The sequence below is a fragment of the Agromyces sp. H66 genome (assembly GCF_004959775.1).
Taxonomy (GTDB): Bacteria; Actinomycetota; Actinomycetes; order Actinomycetales; family Microbacteriaceae; genus Agromyces.
Map to the genome: position 1 here is coordinate 252,612 of NZ_SJZG01000001.1, position 25,212 is coordinate 277,823.

A 25,212-nucleotide genomic window follows, 5' to 3' on the forward strand; every position below is an offset into this window, starting at 1 on the left:
GGAAGGTCAGCCGCCGCACGGTCTCGACGAGGTCGGTGGGTCGCCGTGCGTCGAGCAGCTGCGCCCGGATCGCGATGCGCCTGGCGTCGGCCCGGGAGAGTCGGTGCGGTTCCACGCGGGCCACGTTAGCGCGAGGGTCCGACGCCGCGCCGCGCCCGCGGCGGCCCTCGCTCGCCGCGGCGGCCCGACTTGGCGCCGCCGTCGAGAGGATCGGCCGCCGCAGGCCCCGCTCACGGCGCGCGCTCGTACACGGCCACCACGTCCGACTCGAGTGCCACCCGCTCCGTCGGCTCGAACCCCTCGCGCCGAAGGGTCGCGACGTCGTCATCGACGCCGCGGACGCTCCGCGACACGACCACGACGCGATCGATCCCGACGAGGCGCTCGCTCACCTCGGCGAGGGGCGCCGTGACATCCCACAGCCCGTCGGTCTGGTCGTAGGGCCGTACCAGCCCGAGGTCGACGAGGCCGACGAACCCGTGCGGGTACGTGTGCATCGCGAGTCGGGGCCGACGCGACGGGCGCACGCTCTCGTCGAAGACGATGCCGTCGCCGGGCTCGGCGACCTCCGAGACGACCTCGGCGACGTCCTGCCAGTCGGTGCCGCCGTTCTTCCAGTACGGCGTCCGCTGGTCGAGATAGGCGGGAGCCGCGAGTGCCGCGATGACCGCGACCGAGACGACCTGCATCCACCGGCGCGGCAGCGACGCGACGGCGACCGCGATCATGATCGCCGCGCCCGGCGCGCTGAAGGCCAGGTAGCGCGGCGTGTATCCGAGCCCGGCGATCGCGGACACGAGGATCAGCGCGACCGTCGGAACGGCCAGCCACGTTCCGCCGAGGAGGAGCAGCTGTCGTTCCCCGCGCGCCGCACGATCGCGAAGGCCGACGGCGACCGCGATCGACACGACGATGAACGCGGATGCCACGAGCGCGAGCACCTCGAGCATGAACCACTGGTCGACGAGCACCCCCTCGGCCGTGACGACGCGCCACCGCCGCCGGAAGTCGATCTGGTCGCGCTGGCGCACCGCGACGACGCCGATCGGCGCGGCGAGGAGCACGGCTCCGGCCCAGGCAACGAGGAATCGACGCATCCGGATGCCGTGCAGCCCACCCGAGGCGCGAAGCGCCACGGCGGCGACGATGGCGTGCACCGGGATGAGCAGCGCCAGGTAGAGGTGGAGGTGCACGGCGACCCCGAGCCCGAGCGCGTAGGCCCACCACCAGCCCCGGCGCATCCGATCATCGACCAGCCGCAGCATGAGGAGCGTGAGCCACACGGCCGCGGCGGTCGCGAGCGACAGCGACCTGGCCTCCACCGCGAGGAACGTGGTCCGCGGCAGCACCGTGAACACGGCCGCCGCGATCAGCGCCGTCGCCTGTGGCGCGCGTCGCCGGACGAGCAGGAAGAGACCCGCGGATGCCGCACCCACGGCGATCCCCGACGGCAGGCGCACGGCGAACGGGGAGTCGCCGACGAGGTCGATCCACACGTGCAGGACTGCGTAGTAGAGCCCGTGAACCGCATCGATGTCGCCGAGGAGCGCCCAGAGCGAACCCCAGTCCCGACGAGCCGACATGATGCTCGCGGCCTCGTCACCCCACAGCGACGGAATCCACGATCCGGCCACGACGAGCACGGTGGATGCGACGCCGACCACGATGGCGACACGCCGATCGGTCCAGCGCGTCGTCGACGCGTCGGCGATGTCGGAGCCGGCGCGTCCGGCTCCGCCGGTCAGGACCATCTCGGTCAGCATGCGCCCCTCGGACGAGATCCGCGAGGGGGTTGCGGCCGTGGCGGCGCCCGCGCGTCGGCCCGTCGTCAGCGCGGCGGTGCCGCCGTGCTCGCGCGCACCACGAGCTCGGTGTCGACGAGCGTCGTGCCGCGCGGCCGGCCACCCTCCACCTCGTGCAGCAGCGTCTCGACCGAGCGTCGTCCGACCTCGCCGAAGAACTGGCGCACCGTCGTGAGCGTCGGCCAGAAGCTCGCCGACTCGGCCATGTCGTCGAAGCCCACGACGCTGACCTCGGCCGGCACGGCTCGGCCGGCCTCGTGCAGCGCACGGAGCACGCCGAGTGCCATCTGGTCGTTCGCCGCGAAGATCGCCGTGACCTCGGGATCGCGGGCGAGCTCGACGCCGAGGGCGTGGCCCGACTCGCTCGTCCAGTCGCCGACCTGCACGGGCGGCACCTCGGCACCGTGCTCGTGGAGCGTCCGCGCCCACGACTCGCGCCGACGCGTCGCCGAGTACGAGCGCTCGGGACCGGCGACGTGCCACACGGTGCGGTGCCCGAGGCCGAGCAGGTGCTCCGTCGCGAGCCGCGCGCCGTGCGCCTGGTCGGTGTCGACCACCGGGTACGCCTACAACCTCTCGTTCTCGGGGCAGCAGTACAACGCGTCGGCCACGGTGGCGATCGTGATGGGCGTCATCACCGCCGTCATCGCCTACCTCGTGCAACTCCGTGGTTCGCGGAAGGAGGAGCGATGACGACGACCGCCGTCCGCGGCATCCGCCCGGCTCTCGAAGACGAGCGAACGGATGCCGCGAGCCGACGTCGTCGGCACCGCTCGCCCCTGCGGCCCCGCAAGTCGGTCGCGTTCACCCTGCTCATGGGCATCTTCGTGATCTACAGCCTCGTGCCGATCGCGTGGCTCGTGATCAACGCCACGAAGACGCAGAGCGGGCTGTTCTCGAGCTTCGGCCTGTGGTTCGGCGACGAGTTCGTGCTGTTCCAGAACGTCTGGGAGACGCTCACCTATCGCGACGGCATCTTCCTGCGCTGGCTCGGCAACACGCTGCTCTACGTCGTGCTCGGCGCCGGCGGCGCGACCCTGCTCGCCACGCTCGCCGGCTACGGGCTCGCCAAGTTCCGCTTCACCGGGCGACGCGCCGTGTTCGCCGTCGTGCTCGGCGCGATCGCGGTGCCCGGCACCGCCCTCGCCGTGCCGACGTTCCTCATGTTCAGCCAGCTCGGCCTCACGAACACGCCGTGGGCGATCATCATCCCATCGCTCATCAGCCCGTTCGGGCTCTACCTCATCTGGGTCTACGCCGTCGACTCCGTGCCGACCGAGATCCTCGAGGCCGCCCGCATGGACGGCGCGGGGGAGTTCCGCACGTTCTTCACCATCTCCATCCGGCTGCTCGCACCGGGCATCGTCACGGTGCTGCTGTTCACCGTCGTGGCGACGTGGAACAACTACTTCCTGCCCCTCATCATGCTGAGCGACCCCACCTGGTACCCGCTCACCGTGGGCCTCAACCAGTGGAACGCGCAGGCGACCGGCGTCGGCGCCCAGCCCATCTACAACCTCGTGATCACGGGGTCGCTCCTCACGATCATCCCCATCGTCGTCGCGTTCCTCGGCCTGCAGCGGTTCTGGCAGTCGGGACTCAGCGCCGGAAGCGTCAAGCAGTGACCGGGCGGCACCGCGTGACGAACACCACCAACGCCCGACCGGAGCGTCCTGCCCCGGACCACACGGCACAACGAAGTGAAGGGACACATCACATGGCCATCTCCCGGACCGCCCTCCGGCGGACCACGACGATCGTCGCGGCGGCCGCGCTCACGGGCCTGCTCGCCGCCTGCGCGTCCGGCGCCGGCTCGGCCGACGACGGCGGCGGCTCGGCCGACGACCTCGACGCCGCGCTCGAGGCCGGCGGCGAGCTCACCTACTGGAGCTGGACCCCGAGCGCCGAGGCGCAGGTCGCCGCCTTCGAGGAGGCCTACCCGAACGTCGACGTCGAGCTCGTGAACGCCGGCACCAACACCGAGGAGTACACGAAACTCCAGAACGCGATCAAGGCGGGCTCGGGCGCGCCCGACGTCGTGCAGATCGAGTACTACGCGATCCCGCAGTTCGCGCTCTCGGACGCGCTCGTCGACCTCGGCGAGTACGGCCTCGACGAGCTCGAGGACCAGTACTCCGCGTCGACGTGGGGTGCCGTGAACGTCGACGGCAAGCTCGTCGGCCTGCCGCAGGACTCCGGCCCCATGGCGCTCTTCTACAACAAGGCGGTCTTCGACCAGTACGGCATCGAGGTGCCGGCGACGTGGGACGAGTACGTGCAGGCCGCCCGCGACCTGCACGCGGCCGACCCCACGAAGTACATCACCTCCGACACCGGCGACGCCGGGTTCGCGACGAGCATGATCTGGCAGGCGGGCGGTCGCCCGTTCGCGATCGACGGCACCGACATCACCGTGGACCTCGCCGACGAGGGCACGCAGCAGTGGACGGGCGTGTGGAACCAGCTCATCCAGGAGGAGCTGCTCGCGACCACTCCCGGGTGGAGCGATGAGTGGTTCAAGGGCCTCGCCGACGGCTCGATCGCCACGCTCGTGATCGGCGCCTGGATGCCGGGGGTGCTGGAGTCGAGCGTCGCGGATGCCGCGGGCGACTGGCGCGTGGCGCCCATGCCGACGTACGACGGCACCCCGGTCGCGGCCGAGAACGGCGGCGGCGGCCAGTCGGTCACCAAGCAGTCGAAGAACCCGGCGCTCGCCGCGGCGTTCCTGCGCTGGCTGAACAGCGACCCCGCGTCGATCGAGGTGTTCCTCGAAAGCGGCGGCTTCCCGTCGACCACGGCCGACCTCGAGGACCCCGACTTCGTCGGCCTCGAGTCCGAGTACTTCGGCGGCCAGAAGATCAACGAGGTGCTCACGCAGGCGTCGAAGGACGTGGCATCCGGCTGGTCGTACCTGCCCTACCAGGTGTACGCGAACAGCATCTTCGGCGACACCGTCGGACAGTCCTACGCGAACCGGGCCGACCTCGGGGAGGGACTCGCCGCCTGGCAGGCCCAGCTCGTCGAGTACGGCAACGAGCAGGGCTTCACGGTCGGCGAGTAGCCGCCGTCGAACGCGGGGCCGGCCGGGTGCGCTCGGCCGGCCTCGCTCCGTCCAGACGACCCGGAACCACCAGAACGGATGCCAGTGACCGCCCCTTCCCGCTTCGCCATCGGCGCGACCGACTTCGAGCTCGACGGCCACCCGCACCGCATCCTCGCCGGCGCGCTGCACTACTTCCGCGTGCACCCCGACCTCTGGGCGGACCGCATCCGCAAGGCTCGGCTCATGGGCCTCAACGCGATCGAGACGTACGTCGCGTGGAACGCCCACGAGCGACGCCCCGGCGAATGGCGTGCCGACGGCGGGGTCGACCTCGGGCGGTTCCTCGACCTCGTCGCGGCCGAGGGCATGCACGCCATCGTGCGGCCGGGCCCGTACATCTGCGCCGAATGGGACAACGGCGGCCTGCCCGCGTGGCTGTTCCGTGATCCGGCGGTCGGCATGCGCCGGTCGGAGCCGACCTACCTCGACGCCGTGGGTGGGTATCTCCGCCAGGTGTACGAGATCATCGCGCCGCGCCAGATCGACGCCGGCGGGCCGGTCGTCCTCGTGCAGATCGAGAACGAGTACGGCGCCTACGGATCCGACAAGGCCTACCTCGCCGAGCTTGTCAGGGTGACCCGTGAGGCGGGGATCACCGTGCCCCTCACGACGATCGACCAGCCGACGCCGCGGATGCTCGCCGACGGCAGCCTCCCCGGCCTGCACCTCACCGCGTCGTTCGGGTCGCGCGCCGCCGACCGGCTCGCGACCCTGCGCGAGTTCCAGCCCACGGGCCCGCTCATGTGCATGGAGTTCTGGTGCGGCTGGTTCGACGACTGGGGGTCGCATCATCACACCACGGATGCCGCGGCATCCGCCGCCGAACTCGACGTGCTGCTCGCGGCCGGCGGGTCCGTGAACATCTACATGTTCCACGGCGGCACGAACTTCGGGCTGACGAACGGCGCGAACGACAAGGGACGCTACGCGCCCATCACCACGAGCTACGACTACGACGCACCGCTCGACGAGTCGGGGCATCCGACCGAGAAGTTCCGGGCGTTCCGCGAGGTGATCGCGAAGTACGCGCCGGTTCCCGACGAATGGCCGGCGCCGCGCCCGCCGGCACCCGAACTCGTCGCGCCGCTCGCCGTCGGGCCGTCGTTGCTCGAGGTCGCCGCGCGCCTCGGCGACGAGACCCGGCACGCCACCGTGCCGACCTTCGACGAACTCGGCCACGACCGAGGCGTCGCGCTGTTCGCCACCCGACTCGGCCGTGGCGGCCCGGGCGTACTCACGGTCGGCGAGGAGGTGCGCGACCGCGCGTGGGTGCTGCTCGACGGGGTGCCGGTCGGCGTCATGTCGCGCGACGCCCACGAGCGCTCGGTCGTGCTGCCCGACACTCGCGGCGAGCTCGTGATCGTGGTCGAGGACCAGGGGCGCGTGGACTACGGGGCTCGCCTCGGCGAGCACAAGGGCCTCATCGGCGGCGTCGCCATCGACGGCAGGGAGGTCACCGACTGGTGCGTGCGTCCCGTCGACCTCGACCGCGTGCCGGAGCTCGCATCGCGCGGGCGTGCCGCGGGGTTCGGCGCCGGCCCGACGCTGGCGCGCGGGGAGATCGAGCTCGCCGCGCCGGCCGACCTGTTCCTCGACACCCTGCACTGGGGGAAGGGGCTGGCGTGGGTGAACGGATTCCTGCTCGGCCGGTACTGGCGCCACGGGCCGCAGCGTACCCTCGTCGTGCCCGCGCCGGTCACGCGATCGGGCGCGAACGAGGTCGCGGTGCTGGAGTTCGAGTCGTTGGCCGTGCCGGAGATCCGCACGGTGGCCGCGCCGCGGCTCGGGCACACCGAGATCTGAGCCGGCGTGGAACGCGGGCGGCGCTGGATGCCCTGCGCGGCCGGGCGTAGCCTGAGCGGGATCGAACCTGAGGGGGCATCGTGGCGAACCTCGTCGTGCACTTCGAGATCCATGCATCGGAGCCGCAGCGGCTCATCGACTTCTACGCGGCGCTGTTCGGCTGGCGATTCACGCGGGCAGGCGAGATGGAGTACTGGCTCATCGAGACCGGCGAGGGCGCGGTCGGAGTCGACGAGCCGGGGCGCGGCATCAACGGCGGTCTCACGCAACGCGAGGGCCCGAGTCCCGAGCCCGGAGCGCCCGTGAACGGCTGACATCGTCGTCGGCATCGACGGCGACGTCGACGCGATGTTCGCGCGGGCGCTCGAACTCGGTGCGACGGAGTCGATGGCACCATACGACATGACGGGAGTCGGTCGTGGCGCCTACCTGCATGACCCCGACGGGAACCTTTTCGGCATCCTGTCGCCGGTGCTGTCCGACGGCACGAACGTGATGGACACGCCGGGCGCACTCGACACCTGACGGGCAGGAGATCGAATCGAGGACTGAACGATGAAGCTCACGAAGTACGGCCATGCCTGTGTTCTTCTGGAGAAGGACGGACGTTCGCTCGTCATCGACCCGGGCGTGTTCTCCGATGCACCATTGCTCGATGAAGTGGCGGCCGTGCTCATCACGCACGGGCACGCCGACCATCTCGATATCGAACGGCTCGCGGCATCCGGCCCCCTCGAGGTCTGGACGTGCGCTGCCGTGGCCGAGGCACTCGCCGAGACTCCGGCGAGCGTGCACGTCGTGGCCGATGGAGACCGCTTCGAGGCCGCCGGATTCGCCGTGCAGGTGTTCGGCGAGCGGCACGCCCAGGGTCACCCCGACGTCTCGATCGCATCGAATGTCGGCTTCCTCATCGACGAGGAGGTGTTCTATCCGGGCGATGCGCTGACGGTGCCCGAGGTCCCGGTGCCGACCCTCCTGCTCCCCACCCACGCACCGTGGATGCGCGGCCGAGAGATGATCGACTACCTGCGGACCGTGCGCCCGGTCCGGGCCTACTCGACTCACGACGGCATGCTCAACGAGCACGGACTGGCATCCGTCGACGCGTGGCTGGGACTCGAAGCCCAGCGCGCCGGCGACGGCGCCGACATCCGTCGCCTCGCCATGGGCGAATCGATCACGCTGGGCTGACGGCGTGCGCCCGCGATGAGGCGACCAAGGGCGGCCACCTCCGCCCGGGCGACGGCACCTGGACGCGGGACGGCCGGCCCGAGTACCTGAAGGAGGCCGCGAAGGCGTCGGCCCGGCGCCTCGGCGTCGACGCCATCGGGCTCTACCAGTTCCACCGCCCCGACCCCGACGTGCCCTACGCCGACTCGGTCGGCGCCATCCGCGACCTGCTCGACGACGGCGTCATCGAGCTGGCCGGCATCTCGAACGCGAACATCGCCCAGATCGACGAGGCCAACGAGATCCTCGGCGGACGGCTCGTCTCGGTGCAGAACCGGCATCAGCCGTGCCGGCGACATGGGCCGACAGCACGTCGCGTTCCGGGACGTCGCCGACGCCCACGGCGTGAGCGCGCAGCAGGTCGCGCTCGCGTGGGAGCTCGCGCTCGCCCCCGTGGTGATCCCGATCCCGGGCGCCTCGCGGCCCGAGAGCATCCGGGACTCGGTGCGTGCGGCGGAGTTGGTGCTCGCCGCCGACGAGGTCGATGCACTCTCGGGCGTCTCGCGGGCAGCCTGACCCACGCGGGAGGCGGCGGACCATCCTAGCAATGGTCCGCCGCCTCCTCGCACCCGTTGACAGGGCCGTACGGCGGGGGGCACCGTCGGCACATGAGAGTCGTCTTCACGTCGTGGCTCGCGGTGATCGCGGCGGGCTTGGCCTACATGCTCGCCATCGGACTGATGGGGAGGTGAACGACATGCGGATCCGGCAGCACGCGCTCAGCATCGCCTTCGGGGCGCTCTTCGCGCTGGCCCTGATCGGCCAGTCCGTCGCCGGACTCTTCCGCGTCAACGAGGAGCAGGCGTCGCACGGATCGCCGCCCTACACCTGGGCCGAGTTCGTCACGTCGTCGGAGTTCGTGGTCGACGTGGCCGAGAACTGGCAGTCCGAGTACCTGCAGTTCTTCCTGTTCATCCTCGCCACGATCTGGCTCGTGCAGAAGGGCTCGCCCGAGTCCAAGAAGCCGGGCGAGGAGGGCATCGGCACCGACGAGGAGCAGCTTGTCGGCGAGCACGCGCGGCGCGATTCCCCGATGTGGGCGAAGGCCGCCGACTGGCGCCGCACGGTCTTCTCGAACTCGCTGCTCCTCGTGATGGGCGCGATCTTCCTGCTCTCGTGGCTGGCCCAGTCGCTCTCCGGGATGGTCGTGTTCAACTCGGAGCAGGTCGAGCACGGCCAGGCGATCGTCTCCTGGACCGAGTACCTCGTCTCGGCCGACTTCTGGAACCGCACCCTGCAGAACTGGCAATCCGAGTTCCTCGCCGTCGGCAGCATGATCGCGTTGTCGATCTACCTGCGCCAGCGGGGATCGTCGGAGTCGAAGCCGGTCGGCGCGCCCCACCACGAGAGCGCCGTCTCAGGCTGAGGACTCAGGACTGAGGGCCGTGGACTGAGGACTCAGGACTGAGGGCCGTGCGCGGCTGGGCCGGGCCCAGCCGCGCCCATCAGGCCCCGACCTCGTCGGCGTTCTCCTGGATGATCGTGTCCGACGGGTGGATGCCGAGCACCTTGAGGCGCCCGGTCCCGGCATTCTTGAACCCATGCCACAGGCCCGCGGCGCAGGTCGCGGTGTCGCCCGCGGTGGCGATGAACTGCTCGCCGCCGACGGTGAAGCGCGCCTCGCCCTCGAACACGATCCAGGTCTCGGGGTACGGGTGCCGGTGCAGGTCGGGTCCCTGCCCGGGCTCGGCATTGACGAGGAAGTACGAGATCGCCGAGCCGTGGTCGCGGCCCTCGAACCGCAGGGTTCCTCTCGTGCCGACGCGGATCGCCTCGGCCGGCACGACCCCGGCGAGGTTCGGGGCGGCGTCCGGCGCACCGGTGGTGTCGAGGTCTGCGAGCGTCATGGTGCTGGTCCTTTCGTGTCGCGGATGACCTGCCGTCATCCATCGCCCACAGGCTCCCGCCGAGGCATCCGTCGCCGATACCATTTCGACGTGGATCGAAAGTACGTGGACTTCCGGCTCGCGCCAGACGACATCTCGGCGATTCGTTTCGGGGTCTCGCCCGGCCATGAGCTGTGCAATGCCCTGCGCGTGCTGCAGCGGCCCGAGGACCAGCCCATGCAGTGGGGCTGGCTGCGTTCGGTTCGCGCTCGCGTGCCGCGGGAACCGTTCGACCTGATATCGACGGTCATCGGCGCCGACGGCTACTTCCCCGACTTCTTCACGGCCACTCCGAGCTGGGACATGGCGCCCGCCGACGAGGCCGAGCGGCTGCGGGCCGTGCCGCCCGAGCTGTTCCGCGCGGATCTCACGAAGATGCTCGCGAGGTCGAGCGGACGCCGGCACCAGGCCATCGCCCGCATGATGGAGCATCCGGAACGCTCGCGCGAGCTGATCGCCGACGCGTGGACCGAGCTCTGGGACGCGCTGCTCGCACCGGTGTGGACGCAGCTCGACCGCATCCTGCGCGCCGACATCGCCGTGCGGGCGAGGCGGGTGACGACCGATGGCATCGCCTCGATGGTGCGGGCGTTGCACGAATCGGTGACCTGGCACGGCGACGGGGTGCGGGTGCGACTGCGCCGGCACAGCGAGCTCGTCGACTGCCGGGGCAGCGGGCTCGTGCTGGTGCCCTCGGTCATGAGCTCGCACCGGTGCGCCGTGCTCACCGAGCCGCCCGCGCAGCCCACGCTGTTCTACCCGGCGCAGGGCGTGACCGAGACGTGGGCCCGCGACCCCGAGGCGGCGTCGCGCTCGCTCGGCGCGCTGTTGAGCCCCGCGCGTGCCGAGATCCTGCTCAGCGCCCACGACCCGCGCACGACCTCGCAGGTGGCCCACGACTGCGGCATGGCGGTGTCGACCGCGTCGCACCACCTGACGGTGCTCCGCAACAGCGGCCTCGTCGCGAGCGTGCGCGACGGAGCCCGGGTACTGCATTCGCGCACGCCCCTCGGCGAGGCGCTCGTCGGCGCCACGATCTGACGGGTGTGCGCGGGTCGTTGGGGTTCGAGCCGGCTCAGCGGGCGGCGACCAGGCGCGCACCGGCGACGGCCAGCGGCGCGTAGCAGACGAGACCTGCGAGCACGCCGACGGGACCGGGGACGAGCCCGGGCGCGATCCAGGGCAGGAAGCCGAGCGGCGCGATCCACCACGAGACCGCCTCGGCGCGCGCCAGGGCGAGCGACATCAGTCCCATGCCGAGCAGCCCACCGCCCATGCCGGTGTACTGCCAGATGGCCGAGGTCCACTCCTTCGCGTTGGCGTCCATGAGCACGGCGTCCTCGATGGCGAGCGTGTTCCCGGCGCTGATCAGGAACCAATCCGACAGCAGCAGGCCCGACATCTGGATGGCTCCGAAGGCGACGAGCAGCGCCGTGATCGGCAGGAAGATGCGGCCGCGGCGGCCACGAAGCAGGCCGATGGAGGCGATCGCGCCGAGCGCGAGGGCGACCCATCCGTAGTGCAGCAGGTTCGCCGACCAGAGGCTGAGCGCCGGGTCGGCGGCCAGCGACTCGATGTAGCCGGCGGTGCCGGGCGAGGTCTGCTGCGGCGATGTGAGCATGCCGGCGGTGAACAGCAGCGGTGCGGCGATGAGCCCGGCGCCGGCGATGCGCTGCAGGCGGTTCGCGCGCACGGGGCCGAGGGCGGCGGTCGCCTCGGGCGTGCGCCCCGTCTCCGCCCGCTGCGCCGCTTCAGCCGGCGCATCGGGCGCGGAGGTGGCGCGGTCGGTGGCGGTGGCGAAGAGATCCATGTGATTGCGCCTTTCGTGGGTTCCGGGTTGGTGATCCCAGATTCCCGGGGGCGCGACCCGGGCCCACAGGGAGCGGTGTCCCGCGGATGTCTCGACCTGCGCCCGGGACCGCGCGAATCCGAGACCGCCGGCGAGCTGGGACCCCGACCTCACCGAGCTCGAGACGCGCGCTCCCAGAGGGCTTCGAGTGCGCTCACCAGCCGCTCGGGCTCGATGCGGTGCGGCGGATCGAAGTGATGTCGTTCCGGGAACACCTCGAGGGTGAAGTCCGAGAAGATGGACCGGCACCGCTCGGCCATCTCGCCGAAGAAATCGGCGTTGCTCCGACCGCCGAGTGCGTAATACACGGGTACATCGATGGCTCGCAGCACGTCGACATCGACGTGGGTTCGGGCGAATGCACGCATGATCGCCGCGATGCCGGCGGGCCTCGTCCGCATCCACTCGGGAGCGGGTCCGTCGGGGCGGGGAGGCGGTTCGACGCCGGGTGCCAACTGGATCCTGGTGAACTCGGCGAGCCTGGCGTCGGGCGGCAGCTTCGCCGCCTCGTCGAGTTCCGCCCTGGTGCGCAGTTCGCCGGGACCCATGTCGTCGTTGCCCAGCCAGGCGGGCTCGAGGAGGGCCAGGCTCTCGATGCGCTCGGGGTGGGCCGCCGTGAACGCGAAGGCGACCGCGCCACCGCCCGAGTACCCCATCAGGTGGAAGCGCTCGAAGCGGGCCTCGTCGGCTGCCCGCAGCACGCCCTCGATCTCGAGGTCGAGCCCGTAGTCGGCGGGCGGCTCACCGTGGGCGTAGATCTCGAGGTCCTTGACGACCGGATCGACCCAGGCGGGGAGTTCCTCGCGCAGGACGGCGAAGGCGAGGTCCGCCGGGAGGATGATGCCCGGTAGGAAGATCACCGACGCTCGCATGGCCGACCTCCCGGATGCCGCGGGACGAAGTGCACGATTGTTCGGAACCAACGGTACCGCGCCGGCGTCCCGGCCGTCAGTCCGCCGACGCTACCCGCGCCCGAGCCCGGCGTCGCGGGCGCGCACGATCGCCTCGGCGCGGTCGGCGACCTGCAGCTTCGCGAAGATGTTCGACACGTTGTTGCGCACGGTCTTCGGCGAGAGGAAGAGCGCCTGCGCGATCTGCGGGTTCGACCGGCCGGCGGCGAGCAGGTCGAGCACCTCCCGCTCGCGCGCCGTGAGCTGCGGGAACACCTCGGCGACCGGCGCCGACGCCGGCCCAGCCGCGAAGAACTCCGCGACGCGCCGCGCGATCGCCGCCCCGAACACGAGCTCCCCGGCCGCGGCGCTGCGGATCGCCCGAAGGATCTCATGCTGGCTCGCGCCCTTCACGAGGTAGCCGCGGGCGCCGGCGCGCATCGCCGCGAAGACGGTCTCGTCGTCCTCCGACATGGTGAGCACCACGACGGCGAGGTGCGGATGCCGCGACACCAGCTCGCGGGTCGCGGCGATGCCGTCGAGGCGCGGCATCTGCACGTCCATCACGACGACGTCGGGGTCGGCGGCCTCGACGACCGAGAGCGCCTCCCGGCCGTCGGCGGCGGTCGCGGCGACGTCGACGCCGTCCATCGATTCGAGGAGCATCGACAGGCCCTCGCGGTACACGGGGTGGTCGTCGACGAGCACGACGCGGATCGGGTCCTCAGGCATCGGCGGTGGCCTCCATGGGGGTCTCGGCTTCGGGTTCGGGCTGCCCATCGGGCGGAGCGACCGGATGCCCCAGCGGCAGCGCCGCTCGGACGACGGTGCCGCGCCCATCGGCGGGTCCGATCTCGAGCGTGCCGCCGAGTTCCGCCGCCCGCTCGCGCAGCGACCGCAGGCCGACACCGCCGACCGCGTCGACCGGGATGCCGGCACCGTCGTCGCGCACCTCGGCGCGGAGCATCCGCTCGTCGAGCTCGAGGCGCACGACCACGTGCGCGGCGCCCGAGTGCCGGCGCGCGTTGGTGAGCGCCTCGGAGACGATGCGGTAGGCGGCGACCTCCACGGCCGGCGGCAACTCGCGGGGCAGGTCGCCCGACACCTCCACGGCGAGGCCGCCGCCCGTGAGACGCGTCGCCTGCTGTTCGAGTGCGCGCACGAGCCCGAGGTCGTCGAGGGCCGGCGGCCGCAGGTCGTGCACGATGCGGCGGATCTCGTCGATCACCTCCGACTGGTCGTCGATGGCCGCGTCGAGCAGGGCGAGCGAGCGCTCGGGGTCGCGTTCGGCGAGGTTCCGGGCGGTCTCGAGGCGCAGCTTCACGCCGCCGAGGAGCGGGCCGAGGCCGTCGTGCAGCTCGCGGCGCAGGCGCGAGCGTTCCTCCTCGCGGGCGACGACGAGTCGCTCGCGGATCGCCTGCAGCTCGCGGCCCAGCTCGGCGTTGCGCATCGCGGCCACGGCGAGCCGGACGAGGTCGCCGAGGAGGCGCTGGTCGCGCTCCGACACGACCGGCCGTCGTCCCGGTTCCATCAGGATGCGACCCACGACGGCGCCGCCGTAGTCGATCGGGATCTCCTCAAGCGCCGCCGTGGGGGTGCCCTGCTCGGCGACGATCGGGTCGGCGTCGGGCCGGTCGAGCTCGACGCGCACGTACGGCGACGCGAACGCCTCGGCGATGGCGGCGGCGAGGTCGCCGAGCCGGGTGGGCGTGTCGGTGGCCCGGTCGAGGCGATCGCCGAGCGACGACACCACGCCGTAGGGGTCGCTGCGCCGGCCGTTCACGATCAGGCTCGCGAGGGCGAACAGCCGACCGCGAAGCGGCGCGTAGGCGAGCATCACCACCACCACGGCCACGAGCATCGCGGCGCGATCGTCGATCGCGCTCCCGACGGCGAGCACCACGAGCACGTCGACCGCCACGATCGCGGCGATGAGCACCGCGTACACGAGCGTCCACGACAGCAGGCGGTCGATGGCGTAGAGCCGGTGGCGCGTCACCGCGACCACGACCGACGCAGACATGAGCGCGATGGTCACCGCGACCAGCACATCGACGAGCACGGCCGGCAGCAGCGGAGCGATCGCGAGTGACGCGACGAACACCACACCCGACCAGACCAGCCACCGCAGCTGCGCGCGCTCCTCGGCCGTCGCGCCGAATCGGCGGCTCACCGCGACGACCAGCGCGAGCAGGAGGCTCGCGATGAGGCACGGCAGTGCGGCGGCGAGGATTGCGACCCACGCGACATCCGGCAGCGGGATCGTCGGCAGCGGCGGCTCGAACGCGGCGAGCAGCTCGGTGCGCAGAGGGTCGTCGGAGGCGAGCACGTCGTAGGGCACGAACAGGAACGCGAACGGCATCACGAGCCCGAGTACGATCGCGACGATCGACACGGCGCGCCAGCCGCGGCCGCGCCGCAGCCGGCCGTCGGGGAACAGCAGCAGGAGCAGCACGATCGGCAGGATCAGCACCGACCCGAGTCGCGTGAACATCCAGAACGCCGGCACCGCCCACCACGCGTCGCGATCCTCGTACCAGGCGAGGTTCACCGCAGCGGAGGCGAGGCCGTCGATCACCCACAGCGTGCCGAACCCGGCGAGCACCACGGCGATCGGATGCCACGGCAACCGCCAGAGCAGGAGGCACCCGGGCACCAGCATCGCGACCCCCGGCAGCACCCCCGACCAGCCTGAGGACATCGGCGCGTCGGGGTGCTCGGGCAGCACGCGCAGGTCGAACGCGATCGCGCCGACGGCCGCCACGAGCGACACGCACAGCGCGACGATCGTCGCGATGCGGCTCGTGGCGAGGGCGCGGGTCATCCGATCATGGTGGCAGCCGGGGTGTCCCGCTGTCACGGGACACGTGTCCCGTTCATCGGCGCGGCTGCGCGCGGTCAGCCGGCGACACGGGCGCCGGCGAGCTCGGGCGGGCACGCGCGGGCCGCGGCATCCGCTCCGGCGACCGATTCGAGGCGGTCGAGGGCGGCGAGCGTCGCGACGCGGTCGCCCCGCCTCCAGTGCGCGCGGACCAGTCGGGTGAGCGCGGTGGTCTGGTGGGTGACGTCACCGGCGCTCCGTGCCGCACCGAGGGCCTCTTCGAGGAGGGCGACGCGCTCGTCGGATCCGGCCAGCCGTGCCCGGAGCAGGAGGCTGCGGGTCACGCAGCGCAGGTCGCCGAGGCGCCGGAACGTCGCCGTGAGCTCGGCGAGGTCGTCGGGCGCGGCGAGTCCCTCCCGTTCGTCGGCGTCGGGCGAGCGCCGACTCGGTTCATCGGATGCCGCGGGGCTCGCGGCATCCGTTCGAAGCATGGCCTGCACGAGGTGGGCGTGGGCGAGCTCGTGCTGGTTCCCGGTCCGCAGGGCGTAGTCGGCGCACTCGGCCGCCCACAGGGCCGCCTGCTCGAGCCCGAGCCGATCCTCCGCCGCAGAGAACGCCATCATGAAGCGCGCGTTGTTGGCGTGCATGGCATCGCCGGCGAGCGCGTAGCCGCGCATGGCGGCCTCGAACGCGGCGACGGCGCGGACCGAATCCGGAGGCGAGGCGTGGCAGTACGCGACGCCCCGCATCTGGCGGATCGCGGCGAGTTCCCACGCCTGGTCGAGCTCGATGGCGAGCCGCTCGGCCTCGTCGAGGTGCGCCTGCGCCTCGGGGACGCGGTCGTGGTACGCGTCGGCGAGGCCCGCGAGGTGGTTGGCCGCGAGGCGCGACCGGGGGTCGTCGGCGCGGGCGAGCGCCAGCCGCGCGAGCTCGTCGACGAGGTTCACGTCGACGAAGGCGAGCCCGATGCCGAGATCGAGCAGTTGCCGGGCGGAGGCCCCGGCACGCACCCGCTCGTCGTTCGCCGCCATGGCGAGCGTTCGCACGCTGTCGACGTCGGAGCCGTACTGCTCGACGCCCACGGCCAACGATGCGGCGAGGGAGATGGCCGACGGATGCCCCGCCGCGAGCGCCCATCGAATGGCCGCATTGACCTCGGGGCACAGGGTCTCCGACGTGCGCACGGCCTCGGCGCTGTCGTCGATGCGTGCGTGGCGCACGAACTCGGTCACGACCTCGTCGATGTACTCCGCGTGCCGTCGCAGCACCTCGCGGATGACGGCGGGATCGGTGCGTGCCCGCACGAACTCGCGCATGACGGCGAGGAGCCGGAATCGACGTGGACGCCCACCGGCCGGAACGACCATGGAGTGGTCGAGGAGGCGCAGCAGCACGCCCTCCGCGCCCTGATGGGTGACCGCGACGGCGAGGTCGACGTCGAACGTGCGGGGCAGGGCGGCGAGTCGGCAGAGCACCTCGCGTTCCTCGTCGGTGAGCAGGTCCCACGTCCATTCGAACGCGGTCTCGAGGGTGCGGTGACGGCCCTCGGGCACGGCCCGGTCGAGTGTGGCGAAGTCGCGGTCGAGGCGCACCGCGAGCTCGTCGAGGGAGAGGTGGCGGGCGACCGCGGCGGCGAGTTCCAGGGCGAGCGGCAACCCGTCGAGCCGACGGCAGACCCGCGCCGCCACCTCGTAGTCGGCGGGCGCGGGCCGGGCGGCCGACAGCGCCATCGGCGCCGCGGTCGCACGACCGGCGACGCCCAGCCGGTCGAGGAACATGGCGACGGCCGCGGCATCCGGACCCTCCGTCGCGAGCGGCGCGAGCGGATACACCGACTCGGCGGCGTCGCCGATGGGGGTGCGCGAGGTCGTGAGCACGCGCAGGTCGGGGGCGGCGGATTGCGCGCGCGCCACGATCTCGCCGGCGGCGGGACCGACCCGGTCGGCGTTGTCGAGCACGAGCAGGTACGGGTTCGCCGCGAGCGCCACGGCGATCGAGGCGGAGGCATCCGTGCTCGACCCCGCCTCGAGGTCGAGTGCCCGGGCGATGCGGGCGACGACGTCCCCGGGCTCGGCGTGCTCGAGCTCGACCACCACGGGCACGCGTTCGCTGCGGCCCGCGAACTCGAGGGCGAGGCGCGTCTTGCCGACGCCGCCCGGCCCGACCACGGTGACCCATCGGTGCGTCTCGAGCAGGTCGGCGAGGGCGGCGAGCTCGGCGTCGCGGCCGACGAACGCGTTGCGGGGCAGTCGCACGGATGCCGCGCGCTCGCGCCGCGCGCCGGCCGCCGCGATGAGGTCGGCGCGCGATTCGGCGCCGAGCTTGCGCTTCAGGCTCGCGATGTGGCTCTCGACGGTGCGCACGGAGATGAACAACTCCGCCGCGATCTCGGGGTTGCTGAGGCGCCGTTCGATGGCGGTGAGCACCGCGCTCTCACGGGGGGTCAATCGCTGGCCCGGCACGGCGCCAGTCTAGATCCGGCGGTGCCCGGCCGCACCGGTGCGACCCCTGAAGACGGGGTCAGGGCCGACGGCCCGTCTCGTGCGCCCAGATCGCGAGTTCCACGCGGTTGCGGGCGCCGATCTTCGCCATGAGGTTCCCGAGGTGGGTCTTCACGGTGCTGACCGAGAGGTGCAGCTCGTCGGCGATCTCGAGGTTGCCGAGGCCCCGCGCGACGGCGGCGAGCACGTGCTCCTCGCGTTCGGTGAGCGGCTCGACGGGCTGCGCGGGTGCGGCGGCGGGTGCGGAGCCGGCGAACGCCTCGAGCAGACGCACCGTGACGTTCGGGTCGATGAGCGCGTCACCGCGCGCAGCGGCGTGCACGGCCTGCGTGAGCAGGGCCGGGCCGGCGTTCTTCAGGAGGAACCCGCGAGCGCCCGCCCGCAACGCCTCGTACACGACCTCGTCGAGATCGAACGTGGTGATGACGACCACCGGCAGCGGGTCCTCCACGCCCGGCCCGGCGAGGGTTCGCGTCGCCTCGATGCCGTCGACCACCGGCATCCGGATGTCGAAGAGGCACACGTCGGGCCGCAGGCTGAGCGCCAGCGCTACCGCCTCGGCGCCGTCGGCGGACTCGCCGACCACCTCGAGGTCGGGCTGGGCGTCGAGGATCATGCGCAGACCGGTGCGCACGAGCTCCTGGTCGTCGGCGATCAGCACGCGCACGGTCATGCCGACCAACCCGTCCGGGGAAGCACGGCCGTCACGGCCCAGCCGCCATCGTGCGCCGGGCCTGCCTCGCAGGTGCCGCCGAGCAGGGCCGCGCGCTCGGCCATGCCGATGAGACCGTAGCCGAGGGCAGCGGATGCCGCGGGGTCGCCGTCGTCGCGCACGTCGAGCCGCACGCCGTGCTCGTCGGCCCGCACGAGCACGTCGACGTGCGTCGCGTTGCGCGCGTGCCGCCGCGCGTTCGTCACGGACTCCTGCGCCATCCGGTACACCGCGGCGGCGACGGTCGACGGCACCGCGTCGACGTCCCCCACGAGCCGCACGTCGACGTCGGGGCCGCCCGGGTGCGCGCCGTCGAGACGCCGCAGGTCGGCGATGGCCGGACCGGGCGCGTGCTCGGGCCGCGTCGAGGCGCCGGCGGCGGTCGCGCCGGCCGCGCCCTGCGCGCCGCCCGCGCCGTCGCGCCGGAGCATCCGCACGATCGAGCGCATCTCGTCGAGCGTGCGCGACGCCTCGTCCTCGATCACGTGCAGCACGCGGGCCGCGGCATCCGGATCGGTCGCCGCCACCGCGGTACCGGCCTGGGCCTGGATCGCGATCGCGGAGACGTGGTGGGCGACGGTGTCGTGCAGGTCGCGCGCGAGCTGTTCGCGCTCGACGAGGCGGATGCGGTCGACCTCCCGCGCGCGGGCCGCGGCACGCCAGCGGAACGCGACGCCCAACGTGACTGTCGCGCTGAGGACGGCGAGCGCGCCGATGACGTCGGCGAGCTCGATGGTCTGGCCGGCGAACGACTGGAGTGCGAAGGAGAGGAGGGAGCTGGCCGCCACGAGGCCCGCAGCGGCCAGCATCGCGCGCCCCGTGCCCCAGCGCACCACCGCGTAGATCAGGATGAGGAAGTAGGCCGTCGAGACGAGCTGCGGGTCGCCGCCGGTGGCGAGCGTGCCGAGCGCGCCGGCTCCGAAGGCGATCGCGAGCATGAGCCCCGGGCGGGTGCGACGCCAGAGCAGCGTGGGGACGAGCGCGATGAGCGTGATCGCCCACAGGACCCGCCCCGGCGCCTCGGGCCGCGCCACCGCTTCGAGCGCGACGAGGGGTGGGAGCGCGGCGACGAGCACCCAGTCGCGCCAGACGCGCCGGGGCGGCGGTGGGGTGGCGGCCGGAGCATCCCACACCGAACGGAGGGGGCTCGTCATGACCCTCATGATAGGCGCGCGGGCAACGCCCCGGATCGACGGGAGCGGTGGGCCACCGGGCCCGACCCGGCCGCGCGCCGGCGGATGACCGCCTCGGCGACGGCCAGGTTGATCACCCAGCCCGCGCCCATGGCCACGGCCCGACCGGCTTCGTCGGGCGTTCCGCCGAGCAGCAGCCACGGCAGGTGCGTGAACACCTGGGTGCCGGCGCCCAGCCCGATGGCGTACGCACGGGTCGTCCACGCACTGTGTGCGCGCACGTCGCCCTGCCGGATCGCCAAGATCGCCACGACGAGGCTCGCCGCCATGGCCGTGCCGAACAGCAGCCGGAGCACGAGGAGTGCTTCCCCGTCGACGGCGGGCAGCGCGGGGGACAGGCTCAGCCAGAGCCCCGAGAGCGCGGCGATCAGCCCGGCCGGCAACACCGCGCGCCCGGCGATCCGGTGCCAGCGCCGGCGTCGCAGCGACGGCACGAACTGGAACGCGCCGAGCACGCTGAACACGCTCGCGCCCACGATATGCAGCACCACGGGCACCGGCGCGTCGAAGAACCGCGCGTTGCCGGGCGTGATGGCCGCCGCGCTCGCCAGCTCGGTGAGCCGGGCCGCCCCGGCCACGATCGGCACGAGGCTCAGCAGCAGGAGCCCGGTGACGGCCCACGCCGCCCGCTTCCGGTTCGCCGGTCGACCGCGGGCCGTGCGGGCAATGGGTGACGGGCGGGTGACGGATGATTCGCTCATGCCTCGATGCTGGCGAGGCGGGCCCGCCCGCGGATCGGCCGATCGGCTCGAATCACCTCGTCCGATCGGCTCGACCCGGGCCCGGCCCCCGAGAGATGCGGCCGGATTCGGGTCCGGCCCCCAGGAGGAGAGGCCGGACCCGGTCGGCGCAGTGCGTCGTCAGCATTCCGCCGGGCGCGGCGGCCTCAGCGGGCGGAGGCGCCGGGGAAGCAGGGCACGGATGCCCCGGCGCGGGCGCGCGGCATCCGTCACCCCCGCCTCGGGGTCCACGGTCTCGGCCAGCCGCTCGGCGGCGACGCGCTGTCGCTCGAGCTCGTGGAGCATCCGCTGCTCGCCCAGCCGGTGGAGCTCGGCGGCGACGTAGTCTGCGCTGTGGTGCACGATGGATCTTCCGTTCGGGCCCTCTCAGCGCACGCGGGCGGTCAGCAGCAGGTATTCCCACTGCATGGCGCCCGAGGCGTCGAGGGCATCGTTTCCGAGGGCGGCCAGCGCCGCGTCGAGCGCGGCGACCTGGTCGGGGTCGTCGGCGATGCGGTTGTACACCGCGATCGTGGGGCCGTAGTGCTGCTTGAAGTAGTCGCGGAACGCCTCGCCGGTCGGGAATCGGATCTCGACGGTCTGGCGCTCGGCCGTCACGTCGGCGATCCGGTCGCCGAACAGGTCGCGCACGTGCTGCTCGTCACCCCACAGCGGCGCGGGCTGCGCGCCCTCGGGCAGGGGAGCGGCGAACGGCTTCATGACCTTGAACATCCGACCGATGAAGCCCTCGGGCGTCCAGCTGATCAGGCCGATCCGGCCGCCGGGCGCCGTGACGCGCACGAGCTGGTGGGCGGCCTCCCGGTGGTGCGGGGCGAACATGATGCCCACGCAGGAGAGGGCCACGTCGAACGAGTCGTCGGCGAACGGCAGCGCCTCCGCGTCGGCTTCGCGCCACTCGAGCTCGGCTCCCGCCTCGGCCGCGAGCCGGCGACCCGTCTCGAAGAGCTCGGGCGTCAGGTCGCTCGCGACGACCGTGGCGCCGTGCAGGGCGGCCGGGATGGCGACGTTCCCGCTGCCGGCCGCGATGTCGAGCACGCGCTCGCCGGGGCGCACGTCGGTGGCGGCGACGAGCCGCGGGCCGAGCTCCCAGATGAGGTCGGAGGCGAGGGTCGGGTAGTCGCCCGACGCCCACATGGCGCGGTGCTTGGTCTTCAGCGCACGGTCGGCTTCGGAACGGGTCGGGACTGCGGTGTCGGTCATGGTCGTCTCCTCGACGGGTCGGTTGGATCGGGATACCGGTACAGCGTGCGCTCATGCGACCGCGGGCACATCCGTGCCCTGCACGGAGATTTCCTCGGGGTTCACCCCGAGCGCCCAGGAACCTGCGGCACCGGGCACCCGGCGACCGTCGGGTCGCCGCCCAGCTCGGCTCCCGTAGGCTGGAGGCCATGCTGCTCGCCCTCATCCGCCACGGACAGACCGACTGGAACCTCGCGGGGCGCATGCAGGGGCGCACCGACATCCCGCTCAACGACACGGGGCGTGAGCAGGCGCTCGTCGCGGCATCCGCACTCGCGGCCGAGCCGTGGGACGCCGTCGTGAGCTCGCCGCTCACGCGGGCGCGCGAGACCGCCGAGATCATCGCGACGACGATCGGCGCATCGCTCGGCGGCACCTACGACGAACTCGTCGAGCAGGACTTCGGTGTCGCCGAGGGCACGCTCGTGTCCGAGCTCGACGCGCGGTGGCCCGACCGCGACTTCGCCGACAAGGAGCCCGACCACGAGGTCGGGCCCCGCGGCATCCGGGCCCTCGAGCGCATCGCCCGCGATCATGGTCGCGCCCGCGTGCTCGCGGTGGCGCACGGCACCCTCATCCGGCACACGCTCGCCGCCATCACGGGCCACGATGCGCGTCACTACCCGCGTCTCGACAACGCGTCGTCGTCGATGCTCCGCTTCACGGATGCCGCGTGGAGCGTGCTCACCGTCGGCGGCGCGGAGTTCGCCGACGTGCTGCCGCGGCTCGACCTCGCGGCCGACGCGCCGGCCGTGCGGGTCGCCGGCGACACGGGGCTGCACCAGGCTGCGGCCCGCTGACGCGAAGCTTGCGCAGGAGATCCGGCTGAATCAGACCAGATCCGCGGGCATGGGGCCCATTCTCCTGCGCAAGCCGGGGTCAGCGGCCCAGTGCGCGCCGCTCGATCCCGTCGAGGATGAGGTCGAGCCCGAACTCGAACTCGACGCGATCATCGCACCAGCCGAGGGTGGAGTCGGGGTCGTCGTGCGCGACCACTGCGAGCATGGCGGCGAGGTGCGGCACGTGCTCGGCCATCTGCTCGAGCACCTCGGGATCGGGTGCCGTGCCGTCGTCGGTCGCGCCGAGCTCCTGCGAGAACCCGTACATGCGGCTGCCGAGTGCGTGCAGCGAGTGGTGGATGAGGTCGAACGAGAGCCCGCCGGAGCGCAGGATGCCCACGACGGCGTCGACGTAGCGCGCGTTCGCGAGGCCGAGCTCGGCGCGCGTGTCCATGACGCCGGGGGCCCACGGGTGCCGCAGCATCACCTCGCGGGCGGCGAGGATGCGCGTGCGCAGGGTCGTCTTCCACGCGGCATCCGCCTCGGCGACGGCGAACCCGCCCACCGCCTGTTCGATCTCGCGGAAGACGCGGTCGACGATGCCGTCGAGGATCGCCTCCTTGTTGGGCACGTGGTAGTAGAGCGACATCGGCTCCACCCCGAGTTCGACGGCCAGACGGCGGATCGTGAGCCCATCGATGCCGGCCGTGTCGGCGAGCTCCACCGCCGCCTCGAGCACGCGGTCGCGCGTCAACGGCGCGCGGCGGCCGGCGCGCGGTTCGGTCGTCGATGACATCCGGTGGAACCTCCCGTCCCCAACGGTACAAGTGCGAGGCATCCGGAGCCGTCGAACCCTCGACAGATCCTCGGATCCACGCTACCTTACGTTGTAAGTCGTACAACGTAAGGTAGAGGAGGCTCGAGATGAGCGAGACACAGGTGAAGGCCGCCACGAGGATGCGAGCCGCGGTGGCCCGCCGCTTCGGCGGCCCCGAGGTGGTGCAGGTCGAGGACATGCCGAAGCCCGTGCCGCGGGCCGATGAACTGCTGATCCGCGTGCACGCGAGCACGGTGAGCATCGCCGACCACCGCACTCGCGCCCGCGACCTGCCGAAGGGGCTCTGGTTCTACATCCCGCTCTCGCTCGGCGTGTTCCGACCGCGCCACCCGATCCTGGGCATGGATGTCGCGGGCACGGTCGAGGCCGTCGGCAGCGAGGTCACCCGCTTCGCACCGGGTGACGAGGTCATGGTCATGCTCGGTGCCGAGTACGGCGGGCACGCCGAGTACGTGACGGTGACGCACGACGGCGCGATCGCGCCGAAGCCGCGGAACCTCACGTGGGAGGAGACCGCCGCGCTCGTGTTCGGCGGGCACACGGCCCTCGCGTACCTCGGCATGGCCGAGATCGGGCCGGGCACCGAGGTGCTCGTGAACGGGGCATCCGGGGCCGTCGGCACGGCGGCCGTGCAGCTCGCGAAGCACCGCGGCGCCCGGGTCACCGCGGTGTGCAGCGGGCGGAACGCCGAGCTGGTACGTTCGCTCGGCGCCGACCGCGTCATCGACCACACCGTGCAGGACTTCGCGGCCGAGGGCCGCCGATACGACGTGATCGTGGAGTGCGTCGGCAACGCGCCGTTCGAGCGGGTCGAGCACGCCCTTGTGCCAGGCGGTGCGCTGCTCCTCGTCATCGCCGATCTGAGGGGCGCCCTCACGGCGTCCCGTCACACGAAGCGGAGCGGCCGGCTCGTGACGATGCGCGGCGCGACCATCGGCGGCGCCGAGTTCGCCGAGCTCACCGCCCTCGCCGAGGCGGGGGAGCTCCGCCCGGTGATCGACCGCACCTACGACCTGGCCGACGTCGTCGAGGCGCACCGCTACGTCGACACGGGCCGCAAGCGCGGCAACGTGGTGCTCCGCATCGCCTGACCGCGCGTCAGTCGTCCATTTCTGCGGATATACGATCGGGCGCGCCGAGTTCGGCCGCCCTGCGGCGGCGCGCCCGATCGTATATCCGCAGAACGCGACATCGACGGCGGACGCGCGCGGCGGGCGAGTCCGGCCGCACCCCCGGCGAAGCGACGTACAATTCGAAAATGGAGGCACCGACAAGCACCACACTGGTCGTCGTCGGCGACGAGTCGACGTCGGCCATCCACGCCCTCGAGGGCTTCGCGAACGTCCGGGCGGCGACCTTCGACGACGCCCCCGACGACGCGGTGGCCCGCTGGTCCGCCGCGGTCGACGCGCCCTATGTCGTGCACGACCACGATCCGCTCGCCCACGTCGCGGCCGCCTGGGTGGAGTTCTTCGACGACCAGTCCACCTACGGCGTGCTCGAGCTCGAGATCGAGCGCACCGTCGAGGCCGCCGAGCGCCACGCCATCGCCGTGCCCGACTACTACGTCGTGCTGCACCCCGAAGAGCTGCCGGTGACCTGGAAGCACTGGTGGCTCGGCGTGCTCGCGAGCGCCTCGCCGACCCGCGTCATCCCGTGGCCCGACGCCGACGACTCGCTCGCCCGACTGCTGCGACGACTGCCCACCGGCCGGGCCTGGCCCGATGTCGAGGAGTGGCTGCCGAGCGTCGTCGGCGCCGTGCCCGATCGCGTCGGGCTGCCGCGCTCGGCGTAGCGGCGCCGCCGCCGCCGCGCCGGCTCCGTAC

General features: G+C 72.5%; 25 protein-coding genes and 2 pseudogenes. 13 read left to right on the top strand and 14 right to left on the bottom strand.

Going from position 1 to position 25,212, the window contains the following annotated elements; genetic code table 11:
* Positions 1 to 230: 230 nt before the first annotated feature.
* Together EZM51_RS01265 and EZM51_RS01270 are read right to left on the bottom strand one after the other, a co-directional pair.
* Complete coding sequence (locus tag EZM51_RS01265) at positions 231 to 1,763, bottom strand: glycosyltransferase family 39 protein (protein WP_136706283.1); 1,533 nt, start codon at positions 1,761 to 1,763, stop codon at positions 231 to 233.
* Positions 1,764 to 1,828: 65 nt separating this feature from the next.
* Complete coding sequence (locus tag EZM51_RS01270; protein WP_136706284.1) at positions 1,829 to 2,359, bottom strand: substrate-binding domain-containing protein; 531 nt, start codon at positions 2,357 to 2,359, stop codon at positions 1,829 to 1,831.
* 4 nt (positions 2,360 to 2,363) lie between these two features.
* On the opposite strand from EZM51_RS01270, the pseudogene EZM51_RS01275 reads away from it, so the two are divergent.
* From EZM51_RS01275 to EZM51_RS01310, 9 genes and pseudogenes are all read left to right on the top strand, one after another.
* Positions 2,364 to 2,495, top strand: a pseudogene (locus EZM51_RS01275) (sugar ABC transporter permease); the annotation flags it as partial.
* 122 nt (positions 2,496 to 2,617) lie between these two features.
* Complete coding sequence (locus EZM51_RS01280; protein WP_248305440.1) at positions 2,618 to 3,427, top strand: carbohydrate ABC transporter permease; 810 nt, start codon at positions 2,618 to 2,620, stop codon at positions 3,425 to 3,427.
* Between the two features lie 92 nt (positions 3,428 to 3,519).
* On the top strand, positions 3,520 to 4,863 hold the full coding sequence (locus EZM51_RS01285) for a sugar ABC transporter substrate-binding protein (protein WP_136706288.1): 1,344 nt from the start codon (positions 3,520 to 3,522) through the stop codon (positions 4,861 to 4,863).
* Positions 4,864 to 4,941: 78 nt separating this feature from the next.
* Positions 4,942 to 6,708 (top strand): beta-galactosidase, encoded by a 1,767-nt coding sequence (locus EZM51_RS01290; RefSeq protein WP_136706290.1) that lies wholly within the window; start codon positions 4,942 to 4,944, stop codon positions 6,706 to 6,708.
* Positions 6,709 to 6,788: 80 nt separating this feature from the next.
* Complete coding sequence (locus EZM51_RS20975; RefSeq protein WP_248305401.1) at positions 6,789 to 7,022, top strand: hypothetical protein; 234 nt, start codon at positions 6,789 to 6,791, stop codon at positions 7,020 to 7,022.
* A 73-nt stretch (positions 7,023 to 7,095) separates the two neighbouring features.
* The gene (locus EZM51_RS20980) at positions 7,096 to 7,233 is read left to right on the top strand and encodes a hypothetical protein (RefSeq protein ID WP_248305402.1); all 138 of its coding nucleotides are present in this window, start codon (positions 7,096 to 7,098) and stop codon (positions 7,231 to 7,233) included.
* Positions 7,234 to 7,263: 30 nt separating this feature from the next.
* Positions 7,264 to 7,899 carry an MBL fold metallo-hydrolase gene (locus EZM51_RS01300; protein ID WP_136706292.1) on the top strand — a complete coding sequence of 212 codons (636 nt, stop codon included), beginning with the start codon at positions 7,264 to 7,266 and terminating at the stop codon, positions 7,897 to 7,899.
* Positions 7,900 to 7,919: 20 nt separating this feature from the next.
* A pseudogene (locus tag EZM51_RS01305) lies at positions 7,920 to 8,454 on the top strand (aldo/keto reductase); the annotation flags it as partial.
* A 181-nt stretch (positions 8,455 to 8,635) separates the two neighbouring features.
* A complete protein-coding gene (locus EZM51_RS01310) occupies positions 8,636 to 9,304 on the top strand; it encodes a DUF6766 family protein (RefSeq protein ID WP_136706293.1) in 669 nt (222 codons plus the stop codon).
* Between the two features lie 79 nt (positions 9,305 to 9,383).
* Here the strand turns inward: EZM51_RS01310 and EZM51_RS01315 are convergent, their stop codons facing one another.
* Positions 9,384 to 9,785: a cupin domain-containing protein gene (locus tag EZM51_RS01315; RefSeq protein WP_136706295.1), complete on the bottom strand. Its 402-nt coding sequence runs from the start codon at positions 9,783 to 9,785 to the stop codon at positions 9,384 to 9,386.
* A 90-nt stretch (positions 9,786 to 9,875) separates the two neighbouring features.
* Here EZM51_RS01315 and EZM51_RS01320 point away from each other — a divergent pair, with 90 nt between their 5' ends.
* Positions 9,876 to 10,865 (top strand): DUF5937 family protein, encoded by a 990-nt coding sequence (locus EZM51_RS01320; protein ID WP_136706296.1) that lies wholly within the window; start codon positions 9,876 to 9,878, stop codon positions 10,863 to 10,865.
* Between the two features lie 34 nt (positions 10,866 to 10,899).
* Here EZM51_RS01320 and EZM51_RS01325 read toward each other — a convergent pair whose 3' ends face one another.
* The 10 genes from EZM51_RS01325 to EZM51_RS01370 all read right to left on the bottom strand — a co-directional run bounded on the left by EZM51_RS01325 (position 10,900) and on the right by EZM51_RS01370 (position 21,730).
* Positions 10,900 to 11,634 (bottom strand): hypothetical protein, encoded by a 735-nt coding sequence (locus EZM51_RS01325; RefSeq protein ID WP_136706298.1) that lies wholly within the window; start codon positions 11,632 to 11,634, stop codon positions 10,900 to 10,902.
* A gap of 149 nt (positions 11,635 to 11,783) precedes the next feature.
* Positions 11,784 to 12,545 carry an alpha/beta hydrolase gene (locus EZM51_RS01330; RefSeq protein WP_136706300.1) on the bottom strand — a complete coding sequence of 254 codons (762 nt, stop codon included), beginning with the start codon at positions 12,543 to 12,545 and terminating at the stop codon, positions 11,784 to 11,786.
* Positions 12,546 to 12,635: 90 nt separating this feature from the next.
* A complete protein-coding gene (locus tag EZM51_RS01335) occupies positions 12,636 to 13,295 on the bottom strand; it encodes a response regulator transcription factor (RefSeq protein ID WP_211195779.1) in 660 nt (219 codons plus the stop codon).
* Positions 13,288 to 15,387, bottom strand: coding sequence for a sensor histidine kinase (locus tag EZM51_RS01340; RefSeq protein ID WP_136706302.1), 2,100 nt, complete (start codon positions 15,385 to 15,387; stop codon positions 13,288 to 13,290). Before EZM51_RS01340 ends, EZM51_RS01335 begins: the two co-directional genes overlap by 8 nt.
* A gap of 74 nt (positions 15,388 to 15,461) precedes the next feature.
* Positions 15,462 to 17,846 (bottom strand): LuxR C-terminal-related transcriptional regulator, encoded by a 2,385-nt coding sequence (locus EZM51_RS01345; RefSeq protein ID WP_136706303.1) that lies wholly within the window; start codon positions 17,844 to 17,846, stop codon positions 15,462 to 15,464.
* Between the two features lie 58 nt (positions 17,847 to 17,904).
* Complete coding sequence (locus EZM51_RS01350) at positions 17,905 to 18,558, bottom strand: response regulator transcription factor (RefSeq protein ID WP_136706305.1); 654 nt, start codon at positions 18,556 to 18,558, stop codon at positions 17,905 to 17,907.
* A complete protein-coding gene (locus EZM51_RS01355) occupies positions 18,555 to 19,751 on the bottom strand; it encodes a histidine kinase (protein WP_136706307.1) in 1,197 nt (398 codons plus the stop codon). Before EZM51_RS01355 ends, EZM51_RS01350 begins: the two co-directional genes overlap by 4 nt.
* Positions 19,752 to 19,756: 5 nt before the next feature.
* Positions 19,757 to 20,491 carry a DUF2306 domain-containing protein gene (locus EZM51_RS01360; protein ID WP_136706309.1) on the bottom strand — a complete coding sequence of 245 codons (735 nt, stop codon included), beginning with the start codon at positions 20,489 to 20,491 and terminating at the stop codon, positions 19,757 to 19,759.
* A 159-nt stretch (positions 20,492 to 20,650) separates the two neighbouring features.
* Positions 20,651 to 20,872, bottom strand: a complete 222-nt coding sequence (locus EZM51_RS01365) for a hypothetical protein (protein ID WP_136706311.1) — start codon at positions 20,870 to 20,872, stop codon at positions 20,651 to 20,653.
* A 24-nt stretch (positions 20,873 to 20,896) separates the two neighbouring features.
* On the bottom strand, positions 20,897 to 21,730 hold the full coding sequence (locus tag EZM51_RS01370; RefSeq protein WP_136706313.1) for a class I SAM-dependent methyltransferase: 834 nt from the start codon (positions 21,728 to 21,730) through the stop codon (positions 20,897 to 20,899).
* 188 nt (positions 21,731 to 21,918) lie between these two features.
* Between EZM51_RS01370 and EZM51_RS01375 the strand changes: the two genes are divergently transcribed.
* Positions 21,919 to 22,569, top strand: a complete 651-nt coding sequence (locus tag EZM51_RS01375) for a histidine phosphatase family protein (RefSeq protein WP_136706315.1) — start codon at positions 21,919 to 21,921, stop codon at positions 22,567 to 22,569.
* A 79-nt stretch (positions 22,570 to 22,648) separates the two neighbouring features.
* Here EZM51_RS01375 and EZM51_RS01380 read toward each other — a convergent pair whose 3' ends face one another.
* Positions 22,649 to 23,344: a TetR/AcrR family transcriptional regulator C-terminal domain-containing protein gene (locus tag EZM51_RS01380; protein WP_136706317.1), complete on the bottom strand. Its 696-nt coding sequence runs from the start codon at positions 23,342 to 23,344 to the stop codon at positions 22,649 to 22,651.
* A gap of 128 nt (positions 23,345 to 23,472) precedes the next feature.
* On the opposite strand from EZM51_RS01380, the gene EZM51_RS01385 reads away from it, so the two are divergent.
* Together EZM51_RS01385 and EZM51_RS01390 are read left to right on the top strand one after the other, a co-directional pair.
* Positions 23,473 to 24,477, top strand: coding sequence for an NAD(P)-dependent alcohol dehydrogenase (locus EZM51_RS01385; RefSeq protein WP_211195780.1), 1,005 nt, complete (start codon positions 23,473 to 23,475; stop codon positions 24,475 to 24,477).
* Between the two features lie 167 nt (positions 24,478 to 24,644).
* Entirely contained in the window at positions 24,645 to 25,181 is a 537-nt protein-coding gene (locus EZM51_RS01390) for a hypothetical protein (RefSeq protein WP_136706318.1), read from the top strand.
* Positions 25,182 to 25,212 lie beyond the last annotated feature (31 nt).

What these genes read in the sequence shown, in the direction of transcription:
- EZM51_RS01375 (WP_136706315.1), top strand. Translation starts at nt 21,919, where the DNA reads ATGCTGCTCGCCCTCATCCGCCACGGACAGACCGACTGGAACCTCGCG.
- EZM51_RS01300 (WP_136706292.1), top strand. Translation starts at nt 7,264, where the DNA reads ATGAAGCTCACGAAGTACGGCCATGCCTGTGTTCTTCTGGAGAAGGAC.
- EZM51_RS01285 (WP_136706288.1), top strand. Translation starts at nt 3,520, where the DNA reads ATGGCCATCTCCCGGACCGCCCTCCGGCGGACCACGACGATCGTCGCG.
- EZM51_RS20980 (WP_248305402.1), top strand. Translation starts at nt 7,096, where the DNA reads ATGGCACCATACGACATGACGGGAGTCGGTCGTGGCGCCTACCTGCAT.
- EZM51_RS01315 (WP_136706295.1), bottom strand. Translation starts at nt 9,785, where the DNA reads ATGACGCTCGCAGACCTCGACACCACCGGTGCGCCGGACGCCGCCCCG.
- EZM51_RS01265 (WP_136706283.1), bottom strand. Translation starts at nt 1,763, where the DNA reads ATGCTGACCGAGATGGTCCTGACCGGCGGAGCCGGACGCGCCGGCTCC.
- EZM51_RS01290 (WP_136706290.1), top strand. Translation starts at nt 4,942, where the DNA reads ATGCCAGTGACCGCCCCTTCCCGCTTCGCCATCGGCGCGACCGACTTC.
- EZM51_RS01280 (WP_248305440.1), top strand. Translation starts at nt 2,618, where the DNA reads ATGGGCATCTTCGTGATCTACAGCCTCGTGCCGATCGCGTGGCTCGTG.
- EZM51_RS01390 (WP_136706318.1), top strand. Translation starts at nt 24,645, where the DNA reads ATGGAGGCACCGACAAGCACCACACTGGTCGTCGTCGGCGACGAGTCG.
- EZM51_RS01310 (WP_136706293.1), top strand. Translation starts at nt 8,636, where the DNA reads ATGCGGATCCGGCAGCACGCGCTCAGCATCGCCTTCGGGGCGCTCTTC.
- EZM51_RS01325 (WP_136706298.1), bottom strand. Translation starts at nt 11,634, where the DNA reads ATGGATCTCTTCGCCACCGCCACCGACCGCGCCACCTCCGCGCCCGAT.
- EZM51_RS01330 (WP_136706300.1), bottom strand. Translation starts at nt 12,545, where the DNA reads ATGCGAGCGTCGGTGATCTTCCTACCGGGCATCATCCTCCCGGCGGAC.
- EZM51_RS01350 (WP_136706305.1), bottom strand. Translation starts at nt 18,558, where the DNA reads ATGACCGTGCGCGTGCTGATCGCCGACGACCAGGAGCTCGTGCGCACC.
- EZM51_RS01380 (WP_136706317.1), bottom strand. Translation starts at nt 23,344, where the DNA reads ATGTCATCGACGACCGAACCGCGCGCCGGCCGCCGCGCGCCGTTGACG.
- EZM51_RS01340 (WP_136706302.1), bottom strand. Translation starts at nt 15,387, where the DNA reads ATGACCCGCGCCCTCGCCACGAGCCGCATCGCGACGATCGTCGCGCTG.
- EZM51_RS01355 (WP_136706307.1), bottom strand. Translation starts at nt 19,751, where the DNA reads ATGACGAGCCCCCTCCGTTCGGTGTGGGATGCTCCGGCCGCCACCCCA.
- EZM51_RS01385 (WP_211195780.1), top strand. Translation starts at nt 23,473, where the DNA reads ATGAGCGAGACACAGGTGAAGGCCGCCACGAGGATGCGAGCCGCGGTG.
- EZM51_RS01335 (WP_211195779.1), bottom strand. Translation starts at nt 13,295, where the DNA reads ATGCCTGAGGACCCGATCCGCGTCGTGCTCGTCGACGACCACCCCGTG.
- EZM51_RS01360 (WP_136706309.1), bottom strand. Translation starts at nt 20,491, where the DNA reads ATGAGCGAATCATCCGTCACCCGCCCGTCACCCATTGCCCGCACGGCC.
- EZM51_RS01370 (WP_136706313.1), bottom strand. Translation starts at nt 21,730, where the DNA reads ATGACCGACACCGCAGTCCCGACCCGTTCCGAAGCCGACCGTGCGCTG.